This window comes from Novosphingobium sp. BL-S-20 (assembly GCF_055521635.1).
The window spans coordinates 2,768,750-2,792,784 of sequence record NZ_CM145494.1; the positions used below are offsets into that span (position 1 = coordinate 2,768,750).

Below are 24,035 nucleotides of genomic sequence, written 5' to 3' on the forward strand. Positions count from 1 at the left end.
ATCACTCCACCGGCTTGAAGAACAGCAGCACGCAGAACACCGCGACGGTCAGGCTCACGACGAGATTGAACGCCGTGTAGCCCCAGAACTTGCGCGGGTTCTCCGCGAGCGTGGCCTCCACTTTCGAACGCGCCCGGCTGAACAGCATCAGCCGCGCCCGGCCCTTGCGAAAGTCGCGCAAGGCGAAGAGCACGCCCGGCACGAAGATCGCCAGCGCCAGGACGGCGACGAGGCGGTTCTCGTTCACGCCTTCTCCGCCATCGCGATCGCGGCGGCGAGGTCGAGGCGACCGTCATAGAGCGCGCGGCCGGTGATGACGCCCTCGATGCCGTCATTGGCATGGAGCGCCAGCAGGCGGATGTCGTCAAGGCCCTTCACCCCGCCCGAGGCGATCACCGGCAGGTCGGTGCGGCGGGCGAGATCGACGGTAGCGTCGATGTTCACGCCCTTGAGCAGGCCGTCGCGGCCGATATCGGTGAACAGCAGCGAGGCCACGCCCGCGTCCTCGAAGCGGCGGGCCATGTCGACGATCGAAACGTCGGAGACTTCGGCCCAGCCCTCGGTCGCGACCATGCCGTCGCGCGCGTCCACGGCGACGACGATGCCGCCGGGATATTCGCCCGCCATGTCCTTGACGAACTGCGGGTCCTTCAGCGCCGCCGTGCCCATGACCACGCGGCTGACGCCGAGATCGAACCAGCCCGCTACTGCCTCGCGCGTGCGAATGCCGCCGCCGAGCTGGACGTGGCCGGGGAACACCTCAAGGATGGCTTCCACGGCCTCCCTGTTCTCGGCGCGGCCCGCGAAGGAGCCGTCGAGATCGACGACATGGAGATACTGCGAACCGGCCTCGGCAAAGAGCATGGCCTGCGCGGCGGGATTGTCGCCATAGACGGTGGCGCGGTCCATATCGCCTTCGGCGAGACGCACGACCTGACCCTGCTTGAGGTCGATGGCGGGAAATACGATCATTGCTTGGCGTTCCTGAGGTCCTGAGGGCTGCGCATGGGCTTCGACAAGCTCAGCCTGAGCGGGATTGGGTGTATTTCGGCTTGCAGGACGCGGACCCGCTCGCCGCCCCGCTCCGGCTGAGCTTGTCGAAGCCCCCGAGGCCAGGCACCGGCGTCACGGCTTCCACTCCAGGAACCGCGCCAGCAGCGCGAGGCCGTAAGCCTGGCTCTTTTCGGGGTGGAACTGCACCCCGACGACATTGTCCTTCGCCACCGCCGCGACCAAGCCGCCGCCATGGTCGGTCATCGCCGCCACATGCGCGCCTTCATCGGGCTGGAAGTGGTAGGAGTGCAGGAAATAGGCCTCGCCGGGTTCGATCAGGCCCTGCGCCGGGTCCTTGCGGCCGAGCGAGACGTCGTTCCAACCCATGTGCGGAATCTTGATCGCGGGATCGGTGCGCTCGATGATCTGCACTTGCCCGCCGATCCAGTCGAGTCCCTTGGTCACGCCGTGCTCCAGCCCGCGCGTGGCGAGCAGTTGCATGCCCACGCAGATGCCGAGGAACGGCGCACCGCCGACATGGACACGCTCGGTCATGGCCTCGACCATGCCGCGAATGCCCCAGAGGCCTTCGGCGCAGGCCCGAAACGAGCCGACGCCCGGCAGGACGATGCGGTCCGCCGCCCGGACCACGTCCGGATTGGCGGTGATCACCACATTTTCCGCCCCGGCCGCCCGCAGCGCATTGGCCACCGAATAGAGGTTGCCCGCGCCGTAGTCGATCAGCGCCAAAGTCATCCGGCGAGACCCGCCACGCTGTCGTCAAGGAAGCCGTGGGCCCATTCGATCACTTCGATGGTGGCGACGCCGCCCTGCACGAAGGGGTCCTGCAAGGCGAGCGCTTCCACTGCGGCCTTGCTTTCGCCCCGGGCCAGCAGGATGCCGCCCTCGCGCGGGACCTTGCGGCCCCAGCCCAGCAGATGGCCCGCCGCATGCTGCTCGCGCAGCCAGGCGACATGCTTGTCCAGCAGCGCATCGACCGCCTCGATCGGCGCGGTGTAGGTAAGCGAGACGATGAAGCTGGCCATTACAACGACTCCTGTCCGAGAATGCCCTTGGTCGAAGGGATCGCCCCGCCCTTGCGCGGGTCCAGTTCCACCGCGGTGCGCATGGCGCGGGCGAAGCCCTTGAAGATGCCTTCGCAGATATGGTGGTTGTTGGTGCCGTAGAGAAGCTCGATATGCAGGGTGATGCCCACCGCCTGCGCGATCGAGTGGAACCAGTGCTCGACCATCTCGGTGTCGAATTCGCCCAGCTTCTCCTGCGTGAAACCGGCCTTCCACACGAGCCAGGGGCGCCCCGAGATGTCGAGCGAAACGCGGCTGAGCGCCTCGTCCATCGGCGAGTGGACGTCGCCGTAGCGGCCGATCCCGGCGCGGTCGCCCAGAGCCTGGCTGATCGCCTGGCCGATGGCGATGGCGCTGTCCTCGGTCGTATGGTGCTGGTCGACGTGGAGGTCGCCCTTGATGCGGCAGGTGATGTCGATCAGCGAATGGCGGCTGAACTGCTCGATCATATGGTCGAGGAAGCCGATCCCGGTGGAGACCTGATAGGCCCCCGTGCCATCGAGATTCACCTCCACGGCGATGTCGGTCTCGTGAGTCTTGCGGATGATCGAGGCTGTACGCATGGCAGCGCCTATAGACCGCTACGCACGGGAATCAATTCCGCGCGGCACCAAGTGTGCGCGAAAAGCGTTTCGGAAGTAATCTTCGGTCGTAGGCATCATAAACGACCTAGGGAAAACCGGTCGGAACGTGTTATTTTCCACTTTAACCCGCTTGACCGGAAATGGAACCATGAGCACGTAAGGCGCGATGAACGATACGACACCAGACAGCCTGATCCCCTACGACGAAATCGTCCAGGAGGCCCTGCGCGCCGTTGTCGGCCGCGTGCTCGGCCAGGTCGAGGACGCGGGCGGCGTCCTGCCCGGCGCCCACCATTTCTACATCACCTTCAAGACCGGCGCGCCCGGCGTAACGGTTCCTCCCGAACTGCGCGCCCGTTTCCCGGACGAGATGACGATCGTGCTCCAGAACAAGTTCTGGGACCTCGCGGTGCGCGAGGACGGCTTCACCGTCAGCCTCAGCTTCAACCAGATGCCGTCCAAGCTGGTGATTCCCTTCTCGGCGATCACGGCCTTCGTCGATCCGGCAGTGGACTTCGGCCTGCAGTTCCAGGCGGTGGAAGATGACGAGGACGAAGACGATCTTGCCGCTCCGGAGAACGATTCGGAACGCGACGTGGCCTCGCGCATTACTCCCAGCGAAGACGGCTCGAACGTCGTTTCGGTCGATTTCGGCAAGAAGAAGTAAGGCGGGCTGACGAAGCCCGAGAAGGCAAGCTTCATGGGCGTCGTTTCCGTTCCGAAAAAAGTCAGCAAGAGTGTCGGCAACAGCGTCGGCAGGGGCGTGAGCAAGGCCGGAACGGCGGTAAAGAATACCGCCGGGAAGGCGCTGGACAAGGCCAGCACCCTCAGCGGCCCCAGCCCGAACACCGCCACCAACCTCGCCATTGCCGACATCGCCCTGCGCGGCGGCAGCTTTCTGGCCCGGCGCGCGATGGAGCATGCGCTGCTGGGCAAGCGCTACACCCCGGAAACCGCGGCGCAGATCCTGCGCGGACGCTCTTTCAGCCAGGCGATGCTGCATACCGCCATCGCCCGCATGGCGCTCGGCTCCGCGCCGGGCGCCGCACTGGTCATCGGCGGCCTCGCCGCCAAGACGCTCTACGAGCGCAGCCGCGCCCGCAAGGAGAAGCTCCGCGGCGAAAAGCAGATCCGCGCCATGGCCGAGGACGGTGCCGACGAAAGCAAGGGCGAAACCGACCTCATGCCGAAGATCGGCGGATAGGCACGCCCGATTTCCCTGGAATTGCCCTCTTGATTTACCGGCCCGGCCTCGGCATCGGGGCACATGGTCAACTCCCCGGAAAATCCTGCCGATACGCTCGCCCGCCGCGGGCTGATGCTCATTCTGTCCTCGCCCTCCGGCGCCGGCAAGACGACGATCGCGCGCATGCTGCTCGAACACGATCCGCACATCCGCAACTCGGTCTCCTGCACCACCCGTGCGCCGCGTCCCGGCGAAGTGGATGGCAAGGACTACCACTTCGTCAGCAAGGAACAGTTCGACCGCATGGTTGCCGACGAGGACTTCCTCGAATGGGCTACCGTGTTCGGCCATTCCTACGGCACCCCCAAGGCCCAGGTTAAGGCCGGGCTGAAGGACGGGCAGGACTACCTGTTCGACATCGACTGGCAGGGTACCCAGCAGCTCTACCAGAAGCTGGAGCGTGACGTCGTGCGCGTGTTCCTGCTGCCGCCGAGCATCGACGAACTGCGCCGCCGCCTGACCGGGCGCGGTACCGACAGCATGGACGTGATCGCCGCCCGCATGGAGCGCGCCCGCTCGGAAATCAGCCACTGGGACGGCTACGACTACGTGGTGGTCAACGACGACATCGCCGCGTGCTTCGACAAGGTGGAACAGATTCTCTACGCCGAACGCATGCGCCGCGCCCGCCAGACCGGGCTGATCGGCTTCGTACGCGAACTGATGGTTCCCTAACCCGATTTTTCCTGTTCCTTGCGGGCACCTGCGCGGGTTTCGCGCGTAGATAGCCGGGAGCGCTTGGAACGGGAGAAGATCATGGCCGCGCGAAAGAACCCGCTGGTGCAGGCCCTGCCATGGGCCTGCCTGTTCGCCCTTTCGGCCTGCGGTTCACCTTCCCGCGAGGAAGCGACCGCAAGCCCGCAGGCCAGCGCGACAGACACGGAACAGCCCCCAGCCCCGGCAGCGCCCTCGCCGCAAAGCCTGCCGCCTGCCGAACCGCTGTCCTGCTCGGACGAGATCGGTGCCGCCGCCGCGCAGAAGCGCGCGGACTTGTGCCGCAACGTCTCCCCGGCCACGCATCCGCCCTGCAACATCGCCAACTCCTGCGCGATGATCGAGGACGAAATCGCCCGAAGCTGTGCGCTCTTCGAATCCAGGGGCGATCCGATGCCCGAATGCGCTGTCGATCCGAAAAGCAAGGAAGCCGCAGCAGCAGTCATCGAGCGCTACTACTCCGCGCTCAACGCCCGCGATTACGCCACCGCCTGGCAGCAATGGGGCAACGACGGCCCACCGAACCAGACGCTGGAAAAGTTCCAGGCCGGTTTCGCCCATACCCGCGCCATCCATGTCGCGATCAGCAAGCTGGAGCCGGGAGACGCGGGCGCCGGCTCGATCTATCAGTCGGTTCCGGTGACGGTGGACGCCATGCTCGACGACGGCACCCACCAGCGTTTTCGCGGCACTTACGTGGTACGCCGCGTGAACGACGTGGACGGCGCGAGCGCAGCGCAACTGCGCTGGCACATCGATTCGGCGCGGCTCACCTCCGCGCGCTGAGGTCCGGGGCGGCGGTAAGTCCTCTCTCCGCTCCCACTCTTCATCGCCCCAACCTACCCGTCGTCCCCGCGAAGGCGGGGACGACGGGGGCGTAGATAACGAGAGTCGCCCCTTTGCCTCAGCTTATGGCCACCCGAGTCCTTCTTTCTTGTCCTCGCCCTCCGCAGCCTCTAGGCGCGCCTGCAAACCTGCCTTTTGACCGACTTTCTGGAGACGCGAACATGTCCGAACTCGAAACCGCGATCGAAGCCGCCTGGGATGCGCGCGACACCGTCACCCCCGCCAGCGAAGACGTGCGCAAGCTCGTTGACGAAGCGCTCGGCCTGATCGAATCGGGCGCCGCCCGCGTCGCCGAACCGGACGGTCAGGGTGGTTGGAAGGTCAACCAGTGGCTGAAGAAGGCGGTCCTGCTCTCGTTCCGCCTCAACGACAACGCCCCCGTCGCCCACGGCGCCGGCGGCGCCCCCGCTTTCGACAAGGTGCCGGTGAAGTTCGACGGCTGGGCCGACGAAGACTTCCGCAAGGCCGGTTTCCGCGTGGTTCCGGGCGCGGTCGCCCGCCGCGGCACCTACATCTCGAAGGGCGTCGTGCTGATGCCGAGCTTCGTGAACATCGGCGCCTATGTCGGCGAAGGCACCATGGTCGACACCTGGGCGACCGTGGGCTCCTGCGCGCAGATCGGCAAGAACGTCCACATCTCGGGCGGCGTCGGCATCGGCGGCGTGCTTGAGCCGCTCCAGGCCGGCCCGGTCATCATCGAGGACAACTGCTTCATCGGCGCCCGTTCGGAAGTGGCCGAAGGCGTCGTCGTCGGCGAAGGCGCGGTGCTGTCGATGGGCGTCTACCTCGGCGCCTCCACCAAGATCGTCGACCGTGCGACCGGCGAAGTCCACATCGGCAAGGTTCCGCCCTATTCGGTGGTCGTCCCCGGCTCGCTGCCCGGCAAGCCGCTGCCCGACGGCACCCCCGGCCCGTCGCTCTACTGCGCCGTGATCGTCAAGACCGTCGACGCGCAGACCCGCTCGAAGACCGGCATTAACGAGCTGCTGCGCGACTGATCGCGGGCTTCGAACCAGCGTTCCGGAAGGGGTCGGATGGCACGCCATCCGGCCCCTTTCGCGTCTCGGGAACCGGACGAACGGCATCGGCGTTTCCGTGATTGGCCCTGAATGTACGGCGGCCACGACGAGCCGCTCCCAAAGCTGCGGGCCACGGGAGAGCCGAGATGCAACGCATCGGTGAAGAAGTTCATCTGGACGAGGACGAGGCCCGCTCGGGCAGTACGCCCCACATCGTGCGCTATGTCCTGATCGCCAGCCTGATCCTCGCGATTCTGGCCATGTCCGCGATCTGGATTTCGCGCGCCTGGTGGGACCAGCCGCCACCGCAGGGCCACCCGGTCACGGCCGAGGAACACGCGCTGGGCGGGTGAACCGTCGAATTCGCTTGCCAGAGCGGCCGACTCGACTGATCCTGCCTGCGGAAAACAAGGAACCGCACGCTTCCGGGCGATGCAGAGTTCTCAGGACAGGAGAAGCGGATGCAGGATGAGGTAACCACGCCCTCGCACGGCCGTCACGCCGCGCGCATTCCCCAAGGCAATGCCACGCTGAAGATTCTGCCGCATATTCTGGCCGCGATCTTCGGCGTCTTTGCGGTAGCGATCGTGATTCTCTGGCTTTCGATCGGCATCTGGAGCCGTCCCGATCCGCACCGCCTGATGCCCGGCGCGGCCCAGCAGCAGGCCCCGGCGGAACCTGTTCACCAGCTTTGACGGAAACGAAAAAGCGAGCCGCCGGCGGAGGCGTGTCCCGAGCGCGGCCAAGGCCGCGCTCCCGCCATGGACCTGCCGTTCGCCCCCCGACGCCCGACAAGCCCCCTGCACCGACGGCTCCCATATGAAAGGCGGCAAAGCGCCGATCTCTAGAAGGTCCGATACTGCGTTCGGTGACGTGGGTATTCGCCATGTCCCGTAGCGAGGACAGAGCGTTGCAGAAATTTAACGGCGCTGGTCCCGTCGCGAAACCGTCGATTCAGGCCAGCAGCGCTCGCGTACGGGCCACGACTTCGATCAGGTAATCGCGCGCCGCCTCCACGCCGAGCGCGGCCTGCGGCAGGGCCATGTCCAGCCCGAGCGTCTTGCCGCGCGGCAGGGCATCGACGAATTCGCGCAGCGGCAGATCACCCTCGCCGGGGATCAGCCGTCCGCCGCCCGGCTCGCCCTCACCCTTGAGCATGGCATCGCAAAGCCGGACATGCCCGATCAGCGCCGCATCGAGTTCGGCCAGTTCCCGCACGGCGCCGCCGGAACGGAAGAAATGCAGAGCGTCCACGGTCACGCTTACCCGGTCTCCACCGATATGGGCGACAAGGGCCAGAGCCTCAGCGAGACTGCGGACGGTCATGATCGGAGAGAATTCGAAAGCGAAGTCCATGTCGCGTTCGTGGGCCATTTCCGCGAGGCGTGCCATGTAGTCGAAGGCCTGCTCGCGTTCGAGGCCGTTGTCGCGCGCGCCGATGCGGCGGGTGCCGAGTTCGGCGAACACGTCCATGTCAGCGGCGTGGTCTTCCGGTGTCAGCGTTGCCGAACCGTTGATCCCCTCGCCGAGGCCGATACGCAGGCCGCCGTCTGCCAACGCCGCCCTGACCTCGCGGCGCAGCGCGGCATCGTCTCGCAGCGACCACGGCGCGTAGCCCTCGGGCTGACCGGCGGGTTGCTCCAGCCCCAGCGACACCGCCTTGCATTCCATCTGCGCGGCAAGCCGGACATGCTCGACCGGGCCCATGCCGGCAACCGTGCGCATGTCGATGCCTAGGGGATGGGGCATGATGTTAACCTCGTGAACCGTTGAGGGGTGTGAAGACATCCTGAATAGCCGTCCTTGCCCGCGCCGCGAAGCCTCGATCGCAGGAAAGCCACAGTTGGCGCAAGCTACCCGCCCCGTCCGCGAAACAGCTTGACGGCGAAGCCCGCCCCGGCGACGGGCAGGGCCTTCATCGACAAGGACAGACCCCCGCCATGATCGCATCCGTTTCCCTGCCTTCCGGCGTCACTTTCGCCAACGACCGGCCTTTCGTGCTGATCGGCGGCATGAACGTGATGGAGAGCCGCGAGGCGGTGATGGACGTGGCCGCCGAATTCGTGCGCGTCACCGGGGAGTTGGGCATTCCCTACGTGTTCAAGGCCAGCTTCGACAAGGCGAACCGCTCATCGATCTCCTCGTTCCGCGGCCCCGGTCTCGACGAGGGTATAAAGATCCTGGCCGAAGTGAAAGACCGCTTCGGCGTGCCGGTGCTCACCGACGTCCACGAGCCGTTCCAGGCGGAGGCCGTGGCCGAAGTCGCCGACATCCTCCAGCTTCCCGCCTTCCTCGCCCGCCAGACCGATCTCGTGGTGGCGCTGGCGCGCACCGGCAAGGTCATCAACGTGAAGAAGCCGCAGTTCCTCGCCCCGCAGGAGATGCGCCACATTATCCGCAAGTGCGAGGAAGCCGGGAACGGTCAGGTGCTGCTCTGCGAGCGCGGTTCCTCGTTCGGCTACAACAATCTCGTCGTCGACATGCTCGGCATGGACGATATGAAGGCGATGGCCCCTGTGGTGTTCGATGCCACCCATGCGCTCCAGCGCCCCGGCGGGCGCCCCGACAGCGCCGACGGGCGCCGCACTCAGGCCGCCGCGCTCACCCGCGCGGGCATGGCGCTGGGCATCGCCGGACTGTTCCTGGAAGCGCATCCCGATCCCGACAAGGCGCTCTGCGACGGCCCCTGCGCCCTCCCGCTGGACCGTCTGCGTGCCTATCTCGAACAGGTTCAGGCCATCGACCGCGTGGTCAAGGCCTTCCCGCCGCTGGATATCGATTGAGGTAACAGAACGCGGCTCGCCTATTAGGCGATGCCGCGTTCCTTGAGGATGCGCTCGATCACCGGCTTGTCACCGGGATTGTTGAGTTCGATCGCGTCCCACGACAGCGGATCGAGCGTGACGACCGAGACCGGCAGGCCGAGATCGAGGAAGCGCAGCTGCTCCAGCCCTTCGAGCAGTTCCAGCTCACAGGGCGGTGCCGCGACATAACGCTCCAACGCTTCACGGCGATAGGCATAGAGGCCGAGGTGCAGGTGCACGGGCGGGAATTCCCGCGCCGCCGCATCGGCCGGAAGATAGGGCAGCACCCGCTTCGAGAAATAGAGCGCCCGTCCGCGCCCGTCGATCACGGCCGTGGTTCCGCCGACGCGGCCCTCGGCCTGATCCTGCACCAGATGCTCGTAAACTGAGCGCGAGGCGCGGACCGCCGGAGTCGCCATGATCGCCTCGGGGTCTTCGAGCAGGCGCTCCACCAGCGCGGGCACGACACCTGAAGGCGACAGCGGCGCGTCGCCCTGAAGGTTCACCACGACATCGGCCACCGGGCCGAGCTTCGCAATCGCTTCAGCACAGCGCTCGGTGCCATTGGCGCAATCCGGCGAGGTCATCACCACTTGCCCGCCGAAGCTCTCGACTTCCGCGGCAATCCGCGCATCGTCGGTAGCGACCCAAACCCCGGCGGAACCGGGCACGCCCATGGCGCAGTCCCAGCTTCGCCGGATCAGGCTGCGCTCCTCGCCGGTGGCTCCGGCCAGGCGCACGAGCGGCTTGCCGGGATAACGGCTCGACGCATAGCGCGCCGGGATGACGATCGCAAAACTGGTTGACGTCACGGAAAGGTCAGCTCAGCCCTGCGCGGAGGAAGTCGTGCAGATGAATGATGCCGACCGGAATCTGGTTGATCGTCGCGACCATCTCGTTCTCGACCACGGCACAGTTCGGGCCTTCTTCGCCGACCACGAAAGCGCAGGTGATCTGGGCATCGTTGAAGAAGCGCATGGCATCCTCGGCGGCCATGTTCGCGCGCAGCATCTTCGGGCGCGGCGTCATCACGTCGCGCGCGCAGACCCGGTCGAGCATCTTGAAGTGCCGGCGCAAGTCGCCGTCGGTGATGATCCCGGCCAGGCGGCCCGCCGGATCGACGACCCCGGCGATGCCGAAGCCCATCGAGGTCATGCAGGTGATGACTTCGTCCATCGGCAGGTCGAGATCGACCAGCGGCAGCTTGTCAGTGCCGTGCATGATCTGGCTGACCGAAGCGAGACGCAGGCCGATCGAGCCGCCGGGATGCAGCGCCTTGAGGCTCTCGCGAGAGACGCCCTGCATATCCATCAGCACCATCGCAATCGCATCGCCGAGCGCAAGCTGCTGCGTGGTCGAGCTGGTGGGAGCGATATTGGCGGAGCAGGCTTCGGTGGCAACGGGCAGCAGCACGCAGACGTCGGAACGGCGCTCGACCAGTGAATCGGCGTAGGAAGTCATGCCGACGACGGGAATGCCGCAGCGCTCGGTGTGATCGAACAGCACCTGAAGCTCGGCGGTGTTGCCGGAATTGGAAATGGCGAGCACCACGTCGCCCTCCACCACCATGCCGAGATCGCCGTGCGCGGCTTCACCGGGGTGGAGATACATGGCGGGTGAGCCGGTAGCGGAAAGCGTCGCTGCGATCTTGCGCGCGATGTGGCCCGACTTGCCGACGCCGGCCACGACGATGCGGCCCGTGGCACCGGCCAGAAGCTGGCAGGCCTTGGTGAAGCTCGTGCCCAGCGACGCGCCGAGCTGGTCCAGCGTGCGGGCTTCGATATCGATGACTTCGCGTGCGCGGGAGACGATGAAATTGCTAGCCCCGACGGCTATCGAGACAACGGAATTCGACAAAACTACCCCCCTGGTCGCGCGCTTTCGATTGCTACGCATCAGATGACACCTTGCGCCTAATAGCTTCTCGGTCTCGGTACACAACGCCGCAGTTCTGACATGTACTGTTAGACACCGCGGTAATCGGCAATTTTGTGCTAAGCAGCATGAGGTACTATGTAAACCCCACATGACGGCGGATTTCCTCCGCTTGCCGCAAATCAGGCACGGCCACCGGTCAGTAGAAGAGCGCTATAGTTGACCGAAATTTATTATGGCCGTTTGATGGCAAACAAACCCGACTAATTCAGTCCAATGCGTCTACGGGACGACGCCTGCCGACGCGCTGCCAGGGTTGACCGATCACTTTCTCGAAGCGATCCCGGATGCCCCAGAGCCAGCCGATGCGGCGCTCGGCAAGGCCGGGCAGGCTCAGCAGGTCGCCGCCCAGCCAGGGCAGGAACGGATTGCGCCGCGAATAGGACCATATCTCGACGCGCTCGATCGGGCGCGCCGAGGCGCCGCGCGCGTGAAAGCCGAGGGTATCGGCCACGACCAGCGTATTGCCAGGCACCGCCAGCGCCCTCGGCTGGGGAAGCCCCATCTCGGCAAGGTCGCTCGCCCTGACGCGCGGCGATCCGCGCGCGGAAAGCCGGTCGATCGCACGCGGATCGGCCAGGCTGCGGCGATGTTCCCAGTCCAGCCGCTCTTTCGTCAGGCGATGCGAGCCGGGCACGAAAGTGAAAGGCGCTTCGTCCGCGGTGACCGGGTTTAGGAACAGCCAGGCCTTGAGCGAGGAATGGAAGGCATCGGCATGGAGCGATTCCTGGGGGTCCGCCTCGTTGCTGGCATCGTGGGTGACGATGGTCTGGATATAGTGCACCGGGCGGATGCGGAAACCGGCGACATATTCGAACAGGGCATTGAGATCGCGGCGATCCAGCAGGCCCCGCAGCTGCGGAATCGCGTGCAGCATGGCCGGATCGATCGCGAGGCGGCGGGTGATCGCATCGCCCTGCCGCATCTCGCGCGCCTCGCCTTCATAGGAGAGGATCGCAGCGCGCAGAGCGGTGAACTGTTCGGGCGGAATGACGTTCTCGATCGCGACATAGCCGTCGCGATCGAAAGCCTCGCGCCAGTCCGCACGGACCTTCTTCGCCAGCCGCCAGCGCCGCCACGCACAGAGCGCGCCCGCCAGCCTGACCCTTCCCCGGTGCAGCCCCAAACGATTGAGTCGCTGCGAGCCGATCAGGGGATTGTCGAGAAAACTTTTGGCCGATGTCCCTAGCTGAAAGAGCCAGACAGGTGACAGGAGTAGCAATTTTATCGACTTCGGAACTCTCATAGGAAGGGCGCTACCGATTTCCCGGAAGCAGGGCAACAGCCCGCGGGAGCAATCGACAGTGACGGATTTCGTCTTCTTCGGGGCGCTGAACAGGCTTGGCCGAATACCCGGCTCAGCTTTTCAGGATGAGAAGATACATGAGGATGGGTTCTTCCAGCGGCTTCGCCCTGGCACTGGCCATCTGCCTTTCAGCGACACCGGCACGGGCAGATGAGTGGGAGGGTTCGCCGCCTCTGTCGGCGCCCGATACTTCCGCGCAAACCACGCCGATCGGCCCCCTACCGATCACCGTATCGCAATGGAATCTCGCCGATATCGCCTCGCCTGATCTGATCGATCTGACTCCGACAGCGCTTGCCGAACTGCCCGAAGAGCCTCCCGATATCTACGGCCCCATCCAGCCCCTCTCGCCCGGCGGCCCTCTCGACGCATCGGGGCATGTCCCGCGCGAACATGCTCCCTATCGCGGCTTCTTCCGGCAAGCCGGAACGATCAGGACCGAACTCGCCATCCTGTTCGTCTATATGGGCGCGCAAAGCATTCCCAAGGTCTTCAAGAAGACCGCACCGTTCCACTTCAAGGACGAAGGCTGGTTCGGCAAGGACACCGCGAACATCGGCATGGACAAGCTCACCCATGCCTTCAACACCTACCTGATCGCCGACATTCTCCACGCGCGCCTGCACCGCAATACGCAAGGTTCGCAAGGCGATGCCGTAACGGCAGGCGTCATCGCCGCCGGGGTCATGGCGCTCAACGAAATCTCGGACGGTATCGAGACCGACAGCGGCTATTCGATGCAGGACATCGCGATGAACCTGACCGGCGCGACGCTCTCCGTGCTGCGCAACTCGGTGCCGGGCCTGAAGGACAAGTTCGCCTTCAAGATCGAGATCATGCCGAACGACCGGATCTACAGCCACGTCGGCAAGAAACACTACGCGCAGCAACGCTTCCTCTTCGCGCTGAAAGGCGCCGGGTTCGAGGGCCTCCAGCGCAGCCCGCTGCGTTTCCTCGACCTCCAGATCGGCTATTACGCCACCGACTTTCTCAACAGCGACCGCGCCAGAGGCATCGAACCCAAGCGGCACCTGTTCTTCGGTCTCGGCCTTAATCTGGGCGAACTGCTGTTCGGCCGCTCGGAGTCGCGGTTCGGCAAGGCGGCCCATTCGGTGCTCGATCACGTCCAGCTTCCCTATACCTCGCTGCGTGTCGACACGCACGGCGACTTCGGCCATTGGTGACGGCTCGCTTTCCTGTCCGATCCCGAAGGCCCGCCGACCATGAACCGAAATCTCACGCCTGCCGTCGAGCAGGCGATGCGCGAGGCGGCACGTCTCGCCATCCTGCCGCGCTTCGGCACGGCAGGCGCCGCGCCGGTCGAGAACAAGGCGGAAGATCCCGGTGACAGCGAGCCGGTAACTGCCGCCGACCGGGAATGCGAAGCGATCCTGTCCGACCGCCTCGCGGGCCTGATCCCCGGCGCCCATGTCGTCGGCGAGGAAGCCGTGCATCATCGGCCGGAGCTGCTGGACCATCTCGGCTCCGGCGCCTGCTGGATCATCGACCCACTGGACGGAACCGCCAATTTCGCGGCGGGAACCGCCCCCTTCGGCCTGCTTGTGGCGCTGGCGCAGGATGGGATTCCGGTCGGCGGCTGGATACTCGATCCGCTATCCGGTCGCTTCTGCGCGGCGCTTTCGGGTGAAGGCGCGGCGATCGACGGAGCTGCGTTCCGCGCGCCCTCCACCGAACCGGCTCGCCCGGTCGTGGCGGTGACGCGGCTCATGCCCGACAAAGAGCGACGCGCGCGCCTGCTCACCGCTCTCGCAGCAGAGGCCGAAGTGCTCGACAGCCCCCGCTGCGCCGCCGACCAGTACCCCCGCATCGCAACGGGAGGTAACCATGCAACCCTGTTCACCCGCACCCTGCCCTGGGACCATGCGGCGGGCGTGCTGTTTCTCAACGAAGCGGGAGGCCGCGCCGCCCGGCCCGACGGCACTGCCTATCGCTGCGACGACCGGCGCGAAGGCCTGATCGCGGCCACCACGCAAAAAACGTGGGACCGGGCGGCGGATCGCCTCTCCACGCTTGGCGATTCGCTTGCCGTGGAGCTAGAGACCGCGCGATGACGGTTCCCTTCCTGCGCATCCCGCCCTTTCCGGGCCACCGCGCCGCGCCTCTCGCCGAGGCCTCTTCCAGCCGCAATGCGGAAGTCCAAGGTCTTGCCGCCCTGCTGCGCGAAGCCCGCGTCGGCGGTGCCTACTGGGGTAAGGCAGCCTTGCTGCCCGAGAGGCGCTCCATACTCGTTGCTGCGCCAAAGCCCGAAACGGCAAGCGAAGCCGCGCAATACTTGCGCGCGGCAGGACTGGAATCGCAGGCGGTCTCTCTCGGCAGCCTGCCCGTCGAGGCCGATCCGTGGAGCCTCTGCGCCGCTGCCGATCTCGTGATCGCCGATGCCGACGACGAATTGCTGCTGGTGGCCTCCCTATCTGGCTGTCGGGTCGAACCGCTCGGCGCGGGCCGCTTCGCCGCGCTGGCCGACCCCGACACGCTGGAGGAGATTCTCGCCGCCGAACTCGGACGCTGGACCTATCGCGATCCCTTCACCGGCGACGTTCTGGAACCGAAACAGGCGATCGCCCTGCTGGCCCGCTGGCGCCGCCTGATCGACGCAAACCGCTCGGTCACCGCGATCTACGGCATCGCGCCGTGGAAGCGCATCACCGCCGACGCCCTGCTCTGGGACGGTTCCGGCCCGGTCCGCCATGCCAAGACCGAGCTTCCCTCTGACGCCTCGCAAGTGCTGGCCTGGATCGCACGCAGCGATGCCCGCACTCTCTCGCAGCTCGAAGCGCGCGGCGTGCGGATCGGCGAGATCGAGGACGGCATGATCCGCTCGACCGGCCTCGGCGCCAATTGCGTGCCGCCGCTCTCGATCGTCGTCGACGCCCACGGCCCCCACTTCGACCCTGCCCAGGCGAGCGAACTGGAACTTCTGCTCGAAACCGCGACGATCCCCGAGGACATGCTCCGCCGCGCCGCAGCCTTGCGCGAACGGCTCGTTTCGGGCGGGATCAGCAAGTACGGACAGGACGCCGAACGCCCCGCTGCGTCCAGAGAGAACAACCGCAAGCAGGTGCTCGTGACCGGACAAGTCGCGGACGACCGCTCGGTGCTGCGCGGCGGCGGCGGACTGGACAACCTCGCCCTGCTGCGCCGCGCACGCCAGCATGACCCGGACGCCCACATCGTCTTCAAGCCCCACCCCGATGTCGAGGCCGGCCACCGCAAGGGCCACATCCCCGATGCCGAGGCGCTGCAATATGCCGACGAGATCGACCGCACGTCCTCGATCGCCGCGCTGCTCGACCGGGTCGATGCCGTGCATGTCCTGACCTCGCTGGCCGGGTTCGAGGCGCTGATGCGCGGGCGCGAAGTCGTGACCCACGGCGTGCCGTTCTACGCGGGATGGGGCCTGACCCACGACCTCGGCAACGTTCCCGCCCGCCGCACCCGCCAGCGCACGCTCGACGAATTGGTGGCGGCCACGCTCATTCTCTACCCGCGCTACCTCGACCCCGTTACCCGCCTGCCCTGCGAGCCGGAAATCCTGGTGGAGCGGATCGCCGGAGGGCAGGCAGGGGTCCGGTCCAACCTCATCCGCCTGCGCGAGGCGCAAGGCCGGATCAAACGCCTGCTGGGCTGGATGACGGGCCGATGACGGTAAAAAATCGCAAAATGAGCGCCGAGGATCGTCCTTTCGTGCTCGATATCAGCCGCCTGATCTGGCGGCTCTGGGCGGGACGCCTGCCGACCGGGATCGACCGGGTCTGCCTGGCCTATCTGGAGGAATTCGCCGGTCAGTCGCTCGCCATGCTGCAATCGGGCGAGCGCCGCGTCGTCCTCGGCCCACGCGCCAGCGACCGGCTGTTCGCGCTGATGCTGGCGGGCGTCGGCAAGCCGATCCGGCGCGGGCTGGTGCTGCAACTGGCGACGGCCATTCCCCTAGCCCTCGCCCGCCCGCCCCGCGTGGCCGGGAAAATCTATCTCAATGTCGGCCACACCGGGCTCAACGCCGAAGGACTGGTGGACTGGCTCGCGGCGCAGCGCCTGCGGCCGGTGTTCCTGATCCACGACCTGATCCCGATCACCCATCCGCAATATTGCCGCGCGGGCGAGGCCGAACGCCATGCGAAACGTATGCGCCACGCCCTCGCCGCCGCGCAGGGCTTCATCGTCAATTCCGCCGACACCGGCGAGGAACTGACCCGCTTCGCCCGCAGCGAAGGCGGCGAACCGGCCCCCACCCTCGTTGCCCATCTCGGAATCGAGAAACTATCGGCAGCCCCCGTCACCGCCACGCCGCACGCGCGTCCCTATTTTCTCTGCCTGGGCACGATCGAGGCGCGCAAGAATCATATCCTGCTGCTGCGCGTCTGGAAGGCCCTGCGCGAGGAACTCGGCGCGGAAACGCCCGATCTGGTGCTGATCGGCCAGCGCGGCTGGGAAGCGCAGGACGTCTTCGATCTGCTCGATTCCGAAAGCCACGAGCACGGCCGAGTCATCGAACTGGCCCGCTGCACCGACGGCGAACTGGCGGACTGGCTGGACCACGCCCAGGCCCTGCTGATGCCGAGCCATGTCGAGGGCTACGGCCTGCCCGTGCTGGAAGCCTTCTCGCGCGGCACCCCGGTGATCGCCGCCGACCTTGCCGTCTACCGCGAACTGGCCCCCGGCATCCCCGTGCTGCTGGGCGCGGGGGACGAGCGCGGCTGGCAGGACGCGATACGCACCTGCCTTGGCGAAAGCGCCGAGATCGCGCGGCAGAAGCAGCTACTCCAGACTTACCGCGCACCCGACTGGCCCGGCCACATGGCTCTCGTGCGCCAGTGGCTCGAACGGCTCTAGGGCCTGTAGGGATTCAGCCCATGCGGGCCTGCGAACGGCGGCCTTTCGCGCTTCCGGTGCTCACGTACCTAAAGTACGCTGCGCGCCGGATCACGAAAGTCCACCGTTCTCGGCTCCGCCTGAACTGAATCCCCACAAGCCCTAGCCGACCGAGCAGCCGTCGCCCTCGCTGACTTTCGACCCGTCCGGCTTGTACCAGGTGGCGATCGGCCCGCTCTGCTCGTCGTAGTAGCAGACGGAAGACACAGTGTTCGTCGTCGCATCGACGTGGACCGCGTAGTTATGGGCGCCGCAATTGTGCTGCTCGCACTGCGAGGCGGCGATGTCGTTGTCCTTGCGCATCACCGGGCCGACCGGTCCCTTGATCGCCGCGATGGCGGCGAGAACCTTCGGATCGCTCACGGCGCGGGAGAGACCCTCCTGCACCACGGGATGCTGGAAGAAGGCATAGTCGCCCACCTTTTCGAACGGATACTTGCCGACATAAGCAGAGAGACTGGCCACCGCTCCGATCGGCGCGCTGGTAACGGCCTCAGCCGTGGCCGCTTCCTCCGTAGCTGCCTCGGCAGAGCGCTCGGCGAGAACCGAAGACGGTACAGCGTCCGGTTCGGCGCCCTTGTTGCAGCCCGTAAGGCCGCCGAGAGCTAAAACGAGAACACCGCCCGCCACCAGGGCGCGCCAGTCAGGGTCATGCATCCGGTATCCTCCTCACGTTCGACTCCTGTCGAATCGCACCGGAGCATCGCCGGTTCCCGCGCCGACTGCAATCGCGCCGGAAACGGTCCGATCCTTCAGCCGCGGATCGCCGGGCGCAGCCGCATCGCAAAAGACAGCACGAGGGGCCAGAACAACGTGGCGACCACATCGCCGATAGTATCGTGCCAGGCCCAGGAACCATGCGCGAGCCGGTCGATATATTCGTTTCCGAGTTCGAAGATCACCACCATGGCCAGTGGCCAGTTTGAGCTGAGCTTCTTCTTCATCACGATGGCGGTGAGAAGCCAGATCGTCAGGCCCGCGTAAGTATGCGCGAACTTGTCGGGAGCCGGGCACTGCGCGACGATCCAGGCGATCGTGCGCTCATATTGGTGGACGAATTCCATGCTGCCTTATGCTGCGCCGCATCATCCCGGTCCAGCCGGATCGTAGCCGTTCCCGTGACAATTCGCCGAACGGATTCTCGCCCGACATCAAGGCGCAGCGGATTTCGGTCCGCCGCGCCTTGATCTTCTCCCTTTCCTCGGCCTCTTTTCGGCGCCCGGCTTGGATGCCGGCCCGCCTGCTCCCTGTCGTCAGACCGGCTGATGCCGGAGCCTGACCGAGGGGGCGATCGATCGTGTCGCGCCCCGTATCGTCCGTTTTCGCGTTCCCGAAAGACGATCCGCCCTCATCCAGTGAACAGGCTCCGCCACCATGCCGCCGTCAGACGGACAACGATAACGTCGGCCTGCATTGGACGAGGGCGAGATCGTCCGCTCGGGGACCCGGAATATCCTGCATGAGGCCGGCACCGATCATGCTCGGTATCATCCCCGCGTTTCAGTCCTGCTTCAAAGGCTCGGGATGAATAACCCCGGACTTGCAACAAGCAGGACAAGTTCCGCCTGAGATGATGTCAGGAATGGCTTCCTGACACCATTTGTTCATGGCCCTCTTCCAAGCCGGTGCCGTCTTTCGCGGCCCGCCTCTCTTCTGCCTGAACACATAGCATCCGATCAAAGAAATCGGAAGCGATCATTGGCGCAAGGGCGCGGCACTCCGATATTTTGCATTGCGAAAGGAATTCTCCATGTCCCGCGATCTCACCAAGACACTGACCTACTTGTGCCTCCACCTGACGGTCGGCTTCACGGTCGCCTATGTAATGACGGGTTCGCGGGCCCTCGCGGGAGGGATCGCGCTTGTGGAGCCTTGCATCAACGCGGTAGCCTTCTGGTTCCACGAGCGCGCCTGGAAACGATTCGATGCTGCATCCGCTCACGTCGAAAACCGGACTGTTCGGGCGCTTCACCCCGCCTGAGGGCTGCCCGAAAGCGGTGGAAGCTGGACCGAAGCGGGCGAATCGGGAACGACACCTGCTCCCCCGCGTTTGCCAGCACTTGAAGGCTTTTGCGCCCGACACCCCTTCCATTAGTCCCTGAAAGGAACCCCGGCATGACGACGAATTCCGCCTCCGCCCGCTACACAGGCCTCGGCAAGGAAGGCAAGGGCGCGATCACCACCCGTTCGGGCGTGCTCAGCGACCAGCCCTACGGCTTCGGTACGCGCTTCGAAGGCCAGCCGGGCACCAATCCCGAAGAACTGATCGCCGCCGCCCACGCCGCCTGCTTCACGATGGCCACCAGCTTCGCCCTGGCCAAGGCGGGCTTCGCCGACGGCACGCTGGACACCCAGTGCACGATCACGCTCGACAGCGCCGATGGCGGCTTCGCCGTCACCAAGTCCGCGCTGACCCTCAAGGCCAACGTCCCCGGCATCAGCGCCGAGGATTTCGAGCGGCTTGCTGACGAAGCCAAGGCCGGATGCCCGATCTCCAAGTTGCTGAATTGCGAGATCACCCTCGAAAAGTCGCTGGAGGGCTAGGAAAGCCAGTCTTCGCCTGTCATGGCGCCCCTTCCAACGAAAGGACGATCATGGCAGGCGACGACGAGGATTACGTCTACGACGAAGAGAGCGGCGAATGGATGCCGGCCTCCGAACTGGCGAGCAAGCGCGCCGCCGCGACTGCGGTGGAAGTACGCGATGCCGTCGGTAATCTGCTGGCGGACGGCGATCAGGTCACCTTGATCAAGGACCTGGAGGTCAAGGGCGCCGGGCAGACTCTCAAACAAGGCACGCTCATCAAGTCGATCCGACTGACCGGCGATCCGCAGGAGATCGACTGCAAGTATCCCGGCATCAAGGGCCTGGTCCTGCGCGCGGAATTCGTGCGCAAGCGATGAGCCGGCGATCCACGAACGGAATGGCCCGGAACAGCGCGGGTTTTCAGGCGTTTGACAGTCGGAAGGGGGCAATCGGAGAGCCTCATTGCCGATAAGGACGCCAATGAAGACCCACGTTCTGGGCGCGGTCGTCGCCGCAGTCGCGATCGGATGTCTGGCGGGCGCTTGTCTGCCCGCCGGTTCCGATGCGAACGATGGGCAGGCAGAACCCCAAAAAACCCGCAAAATCGTCGATTCCCGGAATCCGGAGCCTCAGCCACGCCCCGAGCCACCCATGGGTTCGCCCCCACTCGGCCGCTGACGGTCGGTCCAGGCACAGCCCTGCCGGGTTTCCCCGCCGATCTTCAGCATCACCGTAAAGGGATAGGTCCGATCGGACATGCCGTCGCTGCATTGCCCCGGCGCGACGGCCAGCGTCAATTCAGCGCCGCCACGCATGCCGGTGAACGACACCCCGCCACGCCCCGCAAAGCGCGTGACCGCGATACTCTCGCCCTTGGGCAAGTCCGGCGCCGAATAGGTCATCCGCGTTCCCATGACCTCACCGCCCCAGAACGGTTCGGTGCCGAGGAAGCGAATGGTCTCCCCGCTGCCGATCTCGTGGAAAGGCGCATGGTCGGCTGCGTCACCCGGCATATCCTTTCCGCTACCGTGGCAGGCGGAAAGGGCGACAGCAGCGGCCAGGGTCGCACCGACGGTCATAGCCCGCACGCCATCGAGACGCCGCAGAGCAACATGCGCTTTCTTCATCTGCCGACTGTACCGGCCTTGCCCATGGCGCGCAATCGGCGCCGGTTCGGGGCATTCACCCGATCGCGGGCATCGATTCGTTCGAAACAGAACGCCAGCTCAGCACCCGAGACGCGAAATTTTAGGCACGCGAACTTTTTCAGAGCATTCCCGTTACCGCTAACACCATCATTCGCTGCAAAAAATCCAACAGTTGCAGTTTATGCAAAACCGGTGGCAAGTAATGCCATTGCGACGGCAAGGCACCACAAGCATGTTGCACTGCAACAAGATAAGGGGTGCCCGAGGCAATCTCCTATCGTTTCAGACTAAGGATTTTGCCATGTTCAAGACCGTTTTTGCCGCTGGTGCCGCGTTCGCCGCTCTTGCCACCACCGCTGCCCATGCCGAAGACTCGCGTGATTTCTCGCACGACGGCGTGCACTACAACTACACCACCGAACAGAAGGGCAAGGTTACCGTGATCTCGGGCACCGCTTCGGGCCAGATCCCCTTCCGCCTCTATGTTTCGGGCAACCGCGTGACCGGCAGCTACAACTCGCGCAACGTCAACTTCCGCCTTGCCGACGCCAAGGGCGCCCTGGCTCAGGCCGCTGCCGAGTAAGCCACTTTTCCGGGCTTCTGCCTGAAAAGAAAAAGGGCGCTCTCCCAATCGGGTGAGCGCCCTTTTGCTGTCTGCAAGCTGGCCTCAATGCCGCTTTTGCAGCACCTGCTCATGGCGGATGAGGCGAATTTCCAGATCGCCGCCCTCCTCTAAACCATGCTTGGTCGCAATCACTGCGCGCATGTCCTCGATTGCGGGTTCGTCCGCATCCGGCGGTACCTTGTAGCGCGCCAGGACGATCCCCTCCTTGGCATCGATCACGCTGAAGTGGCTGGACAGGCAGGAGGCTGCCAGGGCATCGAGATCGAGCCCATCGGCAAGGTTCCAGGTCTTGCCCTCGCGCGAGCGGATGCGCTTGCGGCAATGACGGCAGGTGCAGACCAGCGCTCCATCGTCCTCCCGCTCCCGCCGTCCCTCGGGAACATGCACGCGCGAGAACCAGCAGGGCGTGAGCGCATAGGCGTCTGACCGTTTCGTAAACATGCGTTCACCATGTCATCCGGACATGAACGGTTCCTTTTCGCGGGCATGGGTATATGTCCCCATGTTCCCAAAGCATTCACCTCGCCGACATCGCCCCTCGGTTATTCCTATATTGGAAGGTGAGCTGGCGTGACGTGGAGTTGAAATGGGTTTCGGCAAATGGTTCCTGGTGCTCGCGGCCGGAGGTGTCGGCGCGGGCGTGGTCGTCGCGGGAATGACGACCGGCCGGATGCAGAAATATCCCGACGGCTACGCCCTCGGCGGCGAGGCCCGCCACGCAGCCCGCGATGACGAAGGGAGCGACGAGCGCGGCTATGCCCTGTCCGATGGCGACTATACCGGCAGCGATCACTCAGGCTACGGCCCGCCGCGCGGGCGCATGGTGCCCCTCGGTGGTGCCGGATGGGCGGATGACGGCTATGCCGGCGCCGCGCCGCGCTGGAGCGATCAGGACGGGGAGCAGGACGAAAGCGACGCCGGCGACGGCCGCCCCTTCATCGGCGGTCTCCCGCAGCGCCCACCGCATGCCATCCTGCCGGGATCGCAAAGTTCCATACCGCAGCAGGCTGCGCCCCGGCCCTCTGCCCCGGCCCGCGATTCCGCCGCCGAATCCGCCGCCCGCGCTGCCGGGGCAGCTGCCGATGTGCTCGCCGCCGAGCGCGAGGGTTCCTGAGAATCAGGCCAGCGTCAGGAACACTTCCGCCTCGATCACCCACTGGCCGCCCAGTTCGCGCCACTTGGCCGTATAAGTGCCGGAAGCCGCCAGCACGTCGGAAGTGCTGTCGATGCCTTCCCAGCGCCCGTGCTCCATCGCGATCGGCTCCACCGGCGAGACCGTGACCTGCTCCGGCGTGCGCGTATAGATCAGCCGCGCTGCCCCCGCGAACTCGCGCCGCCAGACTTTCACCTGCCCCATCCGGCCCGAGATCAGCGCACTGTCGGTACCCGTCACCATCACGCAATCGCGCGCCAGAATCGGCCCGATGGCGGAGGCATCACCCTCGGCAATGGCGTGGTTGAAGGCAGCGCGCCGGGACCGGATCGCGAGTTCCGCCGCGCTCACGCCCTGCCTCCGGCGCCTGTCGCAGATGTTCCGATGCGGCCTGTCTGTATCATCGCGGGCAAACTTTCGTGTTCCGTTGTGGGCCGACGGCCTTACACGAAAGAGACGCGGTGTGGTGTGCAGGAAAGCAGGAAAAGACCAGGGCAGGCGAACAAAGCCCGCCAATTCCGCCCTTTTCGTTACGAGCAGCCCTCTACATATCCCAGCACGGGCATCGTCCCGACATGGATCAGCTTGACCTTCCCGTCCTGCCCGATCTCGAAGCGCAGCGCCGCATCGCCGCTCGCGGCATTGGGCGCGGTGAGATATTTTGCTGGAGCAGCCTCGTACTTGTGCGGTTCCTCGCGGAAGCCCGCGAACCACTTCTGCACATCCCCCTCGCTCGATCCGACGCGAATTCCTTCGATCAGCGTGACCTCGGAACGCTGCCCGAGCGTTATGCGCTGCACTTTGCCTTTCTCGACGATGGCATAGACGCCCGGATAATCCGGCGAGGTGACGGTGCTGCAGGCATCGCTTTCCTGCGCCCCGCGCACGGCCCAGGACGAACCCGCAGGCACGGCCTTGCCGATCCGCAGATCGCCCAGCCCTTCCAGCGTCAGCACGTTGCCATCGGTGGCTGCTGCGGAAGTCGTCTCGACTGGCGTAATCTCGGCGGCCTGCGAGGTCGCCGTCTCGCTTGGTTCTGCCGGCGCCGGGCCTGGTTCGGAAGAACAGGCTGCCAGAGCGACGGCCAGCACGGATACGAGCAGAAGATGTTTCATGGCCGCTACAACGAAAGACACTACCGGTGGTTCCAAAGGCCGGTTC

The 24,035-nt window shown here is 65.6% G+C and carries 32 protein-coding genes; 17 read left to right on the top strand and 15 right to left on the bottom strand.

All coding sequences use genetic code 11. From position 1 onward, the window contains the following. Position 1: 1 nt before the first annotated feature. The 5 genes from ACZ1II_RS20615 to hisB form a co-directional block, all read right to left on the bottom strand. Complete coding sequence (locus tag ACZ1II_RS20615; protein ID WP_465145438.1) at positions 2–247, bottom strand: hypothetical protein; 246 nt, start codon at positions 245–247, stop codon at positions 2–4. Further along, positions 244–972, bottom strand: coding sequence for a 1-(5-phosphoribosyl)-5-[(5-phosphoribosylamino)methylideneamino]imidazole-4-carboxamide isomerase (hisA, locus tag ACZ1II_RS20620; RefSeq protein ID WP_465145439.1), 729 nt, complete (start codon positions 970–972; stop codon positions 244–246). Before hisA ends, ACZ1II_RS20615 begins: the two co-directional genes overlap by 4 nt. A gap of 153 nt (positions 973–1,125) precedes the next feature. Beyond that, positions 1,126–1,749 (bottom strand): imidazole glycerol phosphate synthase subunit HisH, encoded by a 624-nt coding sequence (gene hisH / locus ACZ1II_RS20625; RefSeq protein ID WP_465145440.1) that lies wholly within the window; start codon positions 1,747–1,749, stop codon positions 1,126–1,128. Continuing rightward, positions 1,746–2,039, bottom strand: a complete 294-nt coding sequence (locus ACZ1II_RS20630) for a YciI family protein (RefSeq protein WP_465145441.1) — start codon at positions 2,037–2,039, stop codon at positions 1,746–1,748. The genes hisH and ACZ1II_RS20630 overlap by 4 nt, the downstream gene beginning before the upstream one ends. Beyond that, positions 2,039–2,641 (bottom strand): imidazoleglycerol-phosphate dehydratase HisB, encoded by a 603-nt coding sequence (gene hisB, locus ACZ1II_RS20635; RefSeq protein WP_465145442.1) that lies wholly within the window; start codon positions 2,639–2,641, stop codon positions 2,039–2,041. The genes ACZ1II_RS20630 and hisB overlap by 1 nt, the downstream gene beginning before the upstream one ends. 187 nt (positions 2,642–2,828) lie before the next feature. Here hisB and ACZ1II_RS20640 point away from each other — a divergent pair, with 187 nt between their 5' ends. From ACZ1II_RS20640 to ACZ1II_RS20670, 7 genes are all read left to right on the top strand, one after another. Beyond that, positions 2,829–3,329, top strand: a complete 501-nt coding sequence (locus ACZ1II_RS20640) for an SspB family protein (protein ID WP_465145443.1) — start codon at positions 2,829–2,831, stop codon at positions 3,327–3,329. Positions 3,330–3,362: 33 nt separating this feature from the next. Beyond that, positions 3,363–3,866 carry a hypothetical protein gene (locus ACZ1II_RS20645; protein ID WP_465145444.1) on the top strand — a complete coding sequence of 168 codons (504 nt, stop codon included), beginning with the start codon at positions 3,363–3,365 and terminating at the stop codon, positions 3,864–3,866. 63 nt (positions 3,867–3,929) lie between these two features. After that, a complete protein-coding gene (gene gmk, locus ACZ1II_RS20650; protein WP_465145445.1) occupies positions 3,930–4,583 on the top strand; it encodes a guanylate kinase in 654 nt (217 codons plus the stop codon). A gap of 81 nt (positions 4,584–4,664) precedes the next feature. Further along, on the top strand, positions 4,665–5,408 hold the full coding sequence (locus ACZ1II_RS20655; RefSeq protein ID WP_465145446.1) for a hypothetical protein: 744 nt from the start codon (positions 4,665–4,667) through the stop codon (positions 5,406–5,408). 221 nt (positions 5,409–5,629) lie between these two features. Then, positions 5,630–6,466, top strand: coding sequence for a 2,3,4,5-tetrahydropyridine-2,6-dicarboxylate N-succinyltransferase (dapD, locus tag ACZ1II_RS20660; protein WP_465145447.1), 837 nt, complete (start codon positions 5,630–5,632; stop codon positions 6,464–6,466). Positions 6,467–6,633: 167 nt separating this feature from the next. Next, complete coding sequence (locus ACZ1II_RS20665; protein WP_465145448.1) at positions 6,634–6,840, top strand: hypothetical protein; 207 nt, start codon at positions 6,634–6,636, stop codon at positions 6,838–6,840. 108 nt (positions 6,841–6,948) lie between these two features. Then, entirely contained in the window at positions 6,949–7,182 is a 234-nt protein-coding gene (locus ACZ1II_RS20670; RefSeq protein WP_465145449.1) for a hypothetical protein, read from the top strand. 259 nt (positions 7,183–7,441) lie between these two features. Here the strand turns inward: ACZ1II_RS20670 and ACZ1II_RS20675 are convergent, their stop codons facing one another. Then, complete coding sequence (locus ACZ1II_RS20675) at positions 7,442–8,236, bottom strand: sugar phosphate isomerase/epimerase family protein (protein WP_465145450.1); 795 nt, start codon at positions 8,234–8,236, stop codon at positions 7,442–7,444. A 191-nt stretch (positions 8,237–8,427) separates the two neighbouring features. Here ACZ1II_RS20675 and kdsA point away from each other — a divergent pair, with 191 nt between their 5' ends. Further along, the gene (gene kdsA, locus ACZ1II_RS20680) at positions 8,428–9,270 is read left to right on the top strand and encodes a 3-deoxy-8-phosphooctulonate synthase (RefSeq protein ID WP_465145451.1); all 843 of its coding nucleotides are present in this window, start codon (positions 8,428–8,430) and stop codon (positions 9,268–9,270) included. A 23-nt stretch (positions 9,271–9,293) separates the two neighbouring features. Here kdsA and ACZ1II_RS20685 read toward each other — a convergent pair whose 3' ends face one another. The 3 genes from ACZ1II_RS20685 to ACZ1II_RS20695 form a co-directional block, all read right to left on the bottom strand. Then, complete coding sequence (locus ACZ1II_RS20685) at positions 9,294–10,103, bottom strand: 3-deoxy-manno-octulosonate cytidylyltransferase (protein ID WP_465145452.1); 810 nt, start codon at positions 10,101–10,103, stop codon at positions 9,294–9,296. 7 nt (positions 10,104–10,110) lie between these two features. Then, on the bottom strand, positions 10,111–11,148 hold the full coding sequence (locus ACZ1II_RS20690) for a KpsF/GutQ family sugar-phosphate isomerase (RefSeq protein WP_465145453.1): 1,038 nt from the start codon (positions 11,146–11,148) through the stop codon (positions 10,111–10,113). Positions 11,149–11,434: 286 nt separating this feature from the next. Continuing rightward, entirely contained in the window at positions 11,435–12,472 is a 1,038-nt protein-coding gene (locus tag ACZ1II_RS20695; RefSeq protein ID WP_465145454.1) for a phytanoyl-CoA dioxygenase family protein, read from the bottom strand. Positions 12,473–12,609: 137 nt separating this feature from the next. On the opposite strand from ACZ1II_RS20695, the gene ACZ1II_RS20700 reads away from it, so the two are divergent. The 4 genes from ACZ1II_RS20700 to ACZ1II_RS20715 are packed head-to-tail and all read left to right on the top strand — an operon-like array spanning position 12,610 to position 17,383. Next, positions 12,610–13,716, top strand: coding sequence for a DUF2279 domain-containing protein (locus tag ACZ1II_RS20700; protein ID WP_465145455.1), 1,107 nt, complete (start codon positions 12,610–12,612; stop codon positions 13,714–13,716). 39 nt (positions 13,717–13,755) lie between these two features. Continuing rightward, a complete protein-coding gene (locus tag ACZ1II_RS20705) occupies positions 13,756–14,604 on the top strand; it encodes an inositol monophosphatase family protein (RefSeq protein WP_465145456.1) in 849 nt (282 codons plus the stop codon). Further along, on the top strand, positions 14,601–16,196 hold the full coding sequence (locus ACZ1II_RS20710) for a capsular polysaccharide export protein, LipB/KpsS family (protein WP_465145457.1): 1,596 nt from the start codon (positions 14,601–14,603) through the stop codon (positions 16,194–16,196). The genes ACZ1II_RS20705 and ACZ1II_RS20710 overlap by 4 nt, the downstream gene beginning before the upstream one ends. A gap of 17 nt (positions 16,197–16,213) precedes the next feature. Beyond that, the gene (locus ACZ1II_RS20715; protein WP_465145458.1) at positions 16,214–17,383 is read left to right on the top strand and encodes a glycosyltransferase family 4 protein; all 1,170 of its coding nucleotides are present in this window, start codon (positions 16,214–16,216) and stop codon (positions 17,381–17,383) included. 141 nt (positions 17,384–17,524) lie between these two features. Here ACZ1II_RS20715 and ACZ1II_RS20720 read toward each other — a convergent pair whose 3' ends face one another. Together ACZ1II_RS20720 and ACZ1II_RS20725 are read right to left on the bottom strand one after the other, a co-directional pair. Next, positions 17,525–18,079: a hypothetical protein gene (locus tag ACZ1II_RS20720; protein WP_465145459.1), complete on the bottom strand. Its 555-nt coding sequence runs from the start codon at positions 18,077–18,079 to the stop codon at positions 17,525–17,527. A gap of 95 nt (positions 18,080–18,174) precedes the next feature. Next, complete coding sequence (locus ACZ1II_RS20725) at positions 18,175–18,486, bottom strand: hypothetical protein (RefSeq protein ID WP_465145460.1); 312 nt, start codon at positions 18,484–18,486, stop codon at positions 18,175–18,177. 686 nt (positions 18,487–19,172) lie between these two features. Here ACZ1II_RS20725 and ACZ1II_RS20730 point away from each other — a divergent pair. From ACZ1II_RS20730 to ACZ1II_RS20740, 3 genes are all read left to right on the top strand, one after another. Continuing rightward, on the top strand, positions 19,173–19,403 hold the full coding sequence (locus ACZ1II_RS20730; protein WP_465145461.1) for a DUF2061 domain-containing protein: 231 nt from the start codon (positions 19,173–19,175) through the stop codon (positions 19,401–19,403). 134 nt (positions 19,404–19,537) lie between these two features. Then, positions 19,538–19,966 (top strand): OsmC family protein, encoded by a 429-nt coding sequence (locus ACZ1II_RS20735; RefSeq protein WP_465145462.1) that lies wholly within the window; start codon positions 19,538–19,540, stop codon positions 19,964–19,966. A gap of 50 nt (positions 19,967–20,016) precedes the next feature. Beyond that, positions 20,017–20,325 (top strand): alkylphosphonate utilization protein, encoded by a 309-nt coding sequence (locus ACZ1II_RS20740; protein WP_465145463.1) that lies wholly within the window; start codon positions 20,017–20,019, stop codon positions 20,323–20,325. A 252-nt stretch (positions 20,326–20,577) separates the two neighbouring features. Here the strand turns inward: ACZ1II_RS20740 and ACZ1II_RS20745 are convergent, their stop codons facing one another. Continuing rightward, entirely contained in the window at positions 20,578–21,075 is a 498-nt protein-coding gene (locus ACZ1II_RS20745) for a COG3650 family protein (RefSeq protein ID WP_465145464.1), read from the bottom strand. 322 nt (positions 21,076–21,397) lie between these two features. Between ACZ1II_RS20745 and ACZ1II_RS20750 the strand changes: the two genes are divergently transcribed. Continuing rightward, positions 21,398–21,679 (top strand): hypothetical protein, encoded by a 282-nt coding sequence (locus ACZ1II_RS20750; protein ID WP_465145465.1) that lies wholly within the window; start codon positions 21,398–21,400, stop codon positions 21,677–21,679. Positions 21,680–21,763: 84 nt separating this feature from the next. On the opposite strand, the gene ACZ1II_RS20755 is transcribed toward ACZ1II_RS20750, so the two are convergent. Further along, a complete protein-coding gene (locus ACZ1II_RS20755) occupies positions 21,764–22,162 on the bottom strand; it encodes a hypothetical protein (protein WP_465145466.1) in 399 nt (132 codons plus the stop codon). A gap of 145 nt (positions 22,163–22,307) precedes the next feature. Between ACZ1II_RS20755 and ACZ1II_RS20760 the strand changes: the two genes are divergently transcribed. Then, positions 22,308–22,835 (top strand): hypothetical protein, encoded by a 528-nt coding sequence (locus ACZ1II_RS20760; RefSeq protein WP_465145467.1) that lies wholly within the window; start codon positions 22,308–22,310, stop codon positions 22,833–22,835. A 3-nt stretch (positions 22,836–22,838) separates the two neighbouring features. Here the strand turns inward: ACZ1II_RS20760 and ACZ1II_RS20765 are convergent, their stop codons facing one another. Together ACZ1II_RS20765 and ACZ1II_RS20770 are read right to left on the bottom strand one after the other, a co-directional pair. Further along, a complete protein-coding gene (locus ACZ1II_RS20765; RefSeq protein ID WP_465145468.1) occupies positions 22,839–23,225 on the bottom strand; it encodes a YybH family protein in 387 nt (128 codons plus the stop codon). 179 nt (positions 23,226–23,404) lie between these two features. Further along, the gene (locus tag ACZ1II_RS20770; protein WP_465145469.1) at positions 23,405–23,989 is read right to left on the bottom strand and encodes a hypothetical protein; all 585 of its coding nucleotides are present in this window, start codon (positions 23,987–23,989) and stop codon (positions 23,405–23,407) included. Positions 23,990–24,035: the final 46 nt, after the last annotated feature.

Bases quoted from the DNA above. Each gene is read 5' to 3' on its own strand.
- hisA (WP_465145439.1), bottom strand. From the start codon at position 972: ATGATCGTATTTCCCGCCATCGACCTCAAGCAGGGTCAGGTCGTGCGT.
- hisH (WP_465145440.1), bottom strand. From the start codon at position 1,749: ATGACTTTGGCGCTGATCGACTACGGCGCGGGCAACCTCTATTCGGTG.
- ACZ1II_RS20630 (WP_465145441.1), bottom strand. From the start codon at position 2,039: ATGGCCAGCTTCATCGTCTCGCTTACCTACACCGCGCCGATCGAGGCG.
- hisB (WP_465145442.1), bottom strand. From the start codon at position 2,641: ATGCGTACAGCCTCGATCATCCGCAAGACTCACGAGACCGACATCGCC.
- ACZ1II_RS20640 (WP_465145443.1), top strand. From the start codon at position 2,829: ATGAACGATACGACACCAGACAGCCTGATCCCCTACGACGAAATCGTC.
- ACZ1II_RS20645 (WP_465145444.1), top strand. From the start codon at position 3,363: ATGGGCGTCGTTTCCGTTCCGAAAAAAGTCAGCAAGAGTGTCGGCAAC.
- gmk (WP_465145445.1), top strand. From the start codon at position 3,930: ATGGTCAACTCCCCGGAAAATCCTGCCGATACGCTCGCCCGCCGCGGG.
- ACZ1II_RS20655 (WP_465145446.1), top strand. From the start codon at position 4,665: ATGGCCGCGCGAAAGAACCCGCTGGTGCAGGCCCTGCCATGGGCCTGC.
- dapD (WP_465145447.1), top strand. From the start codon at position 5,630: ATGTCCGAACTCGAAACCGCGATCGAAGCCGCCTGGGATGCGCGCGAC.
- ACZ1II_RS20665 (WP_465145448.1), top strand. From the start codon at position 6,634: ATGCAACGCATCGGTGAAGAAGTTCATCTGGACGAGGACGAGGCCCGC.
- ACZ1II_RS20670 (WP_465145449.1), top strand. From the start codon at position 6,949: ATGCAGGATGAGGTAACCACGCCCTCGCACGGCCGTCACGCCGCGCGC.
- ACZ1II_RS20675 (WP_465145450.1), bottom strand. From the start codon at position 8,236: ATGCCCCATCCCCTAGGCATCGACATGCGCACGGTTGCCGGCATGGGC.
- kdsA (WP_465145451.1), top strand. From the start codon at position 8,428: ATGATCGCATCCGTTTCCCTGCCTTCCGGCGTCACTTTCGCCAACGAC.
- ACZ1II_RS20695 (WP_465145454.1), bottom strand. From the start codon at position 12,472: ATGAGAGTTCCGAAGTCGATAAAATTGCTACTCCTGTCACCTGTCTGG.
- ACZ1II_RS20700 (WP_465145455.1), top strand. From the start codon at position 12,610: ATGAGGATGGGTTCTTCCAGCGGCTTCGCCCTGGCACTGGCCATCTGC.
- ACZ1II_RS20705 (WP_465145456.1), top strand. From the start codon at position 13,756: ATGAACCGAAATCTCACGCCTGCCGTCGAGCAGGCGATGCGCGAGGCG.
- ACZ1II_RS20710 (WP_465145457.1), top strand. From the start codon at position 14,601: ATGACGGTTCCCTTCCTGCGCATCCCGCCCTTTCCGGGCCACCGCGCC.
- ACZ1II_RS20715 (WP_465145458.1), top strand. From the start codon at position 16,214: ATGAGCGCCGAGGATCGTCCTTTCGTGCTCGATATCAGCCGCCTGATC.
- ACZ1II_RS20720 (WP_465145459.1), bottom strand. From the start codon at position 18,079: ATGCATGACCCTGACTGGCGCGCCCTGGTGGCGGGCGGTGTTCTCGTT.
- ACZ1II_RS20725 (WP_465145460.1), bottom strand. From the start codon at position 18,486: ATGGAATTCGTCCACCAATATGAGCGCACGATCGCCTGGATCGTCGCG.
- ACZ1II_RS20730 (WP_465145461.1), top strand. From the start codon at position 19,173: ATGTCCCGCGATCTCACCAAGACACTGACCTACTTGTGCCTCCACCTG.
- ACZ1II_RS20735 (WP_465145462.1), top strand. From the start codon at position 19,538: ATGACGACGAATTCCGCCTCCGCCCGCTACACAGGCCTCGGCAAGGAA.
- ACZ1II_RS20740 (WP_465145463.1), top strand. From the start codon at position 20,017: ATGGCAGGCGACGACGAGGATTACGTCTACGACGAAGAGAGCGGCGAA.
- ACZ1II_RS20745 (WP_465145464.1), bottom strand. From the start codon at position 21,075: ATGAAGAAAGCGCATGTTGCTCTGCGGCGTCTCGATGGCGTGCGGGCT.
- ACZ1II_RS20750 (WP_465145465.1), top strand. From the start codon at position 21,398: ATGTTCAAGACCGTTTTTGCCGCTGGTGCCGCGTTCGCCGCTCTTGCC.
- ACZ1II_RS20755 (WP_465145466.1), bottom strand. From the start codon at position 22,162: ATGTTTACGAAACGGTCAGACGCCTATGCGCTCACGCCCTGCTGGTTC.
- ACZ1II_RS20760 (WP_465145467.1), top strand. From the start codon at position 22,308: ATGGGTTTCGGCAAATGGTTCCTGGTGCTCGCGGCCGGAGGTGTCGGC.
- ACZ1II_RS20770 (WP_465145469.1), bottom strand. From the start codon at position 23,989: ATGAAACATCTTCTGCTCGTATCCGTGCTGGCCGTCGCTCTGGCAGCC.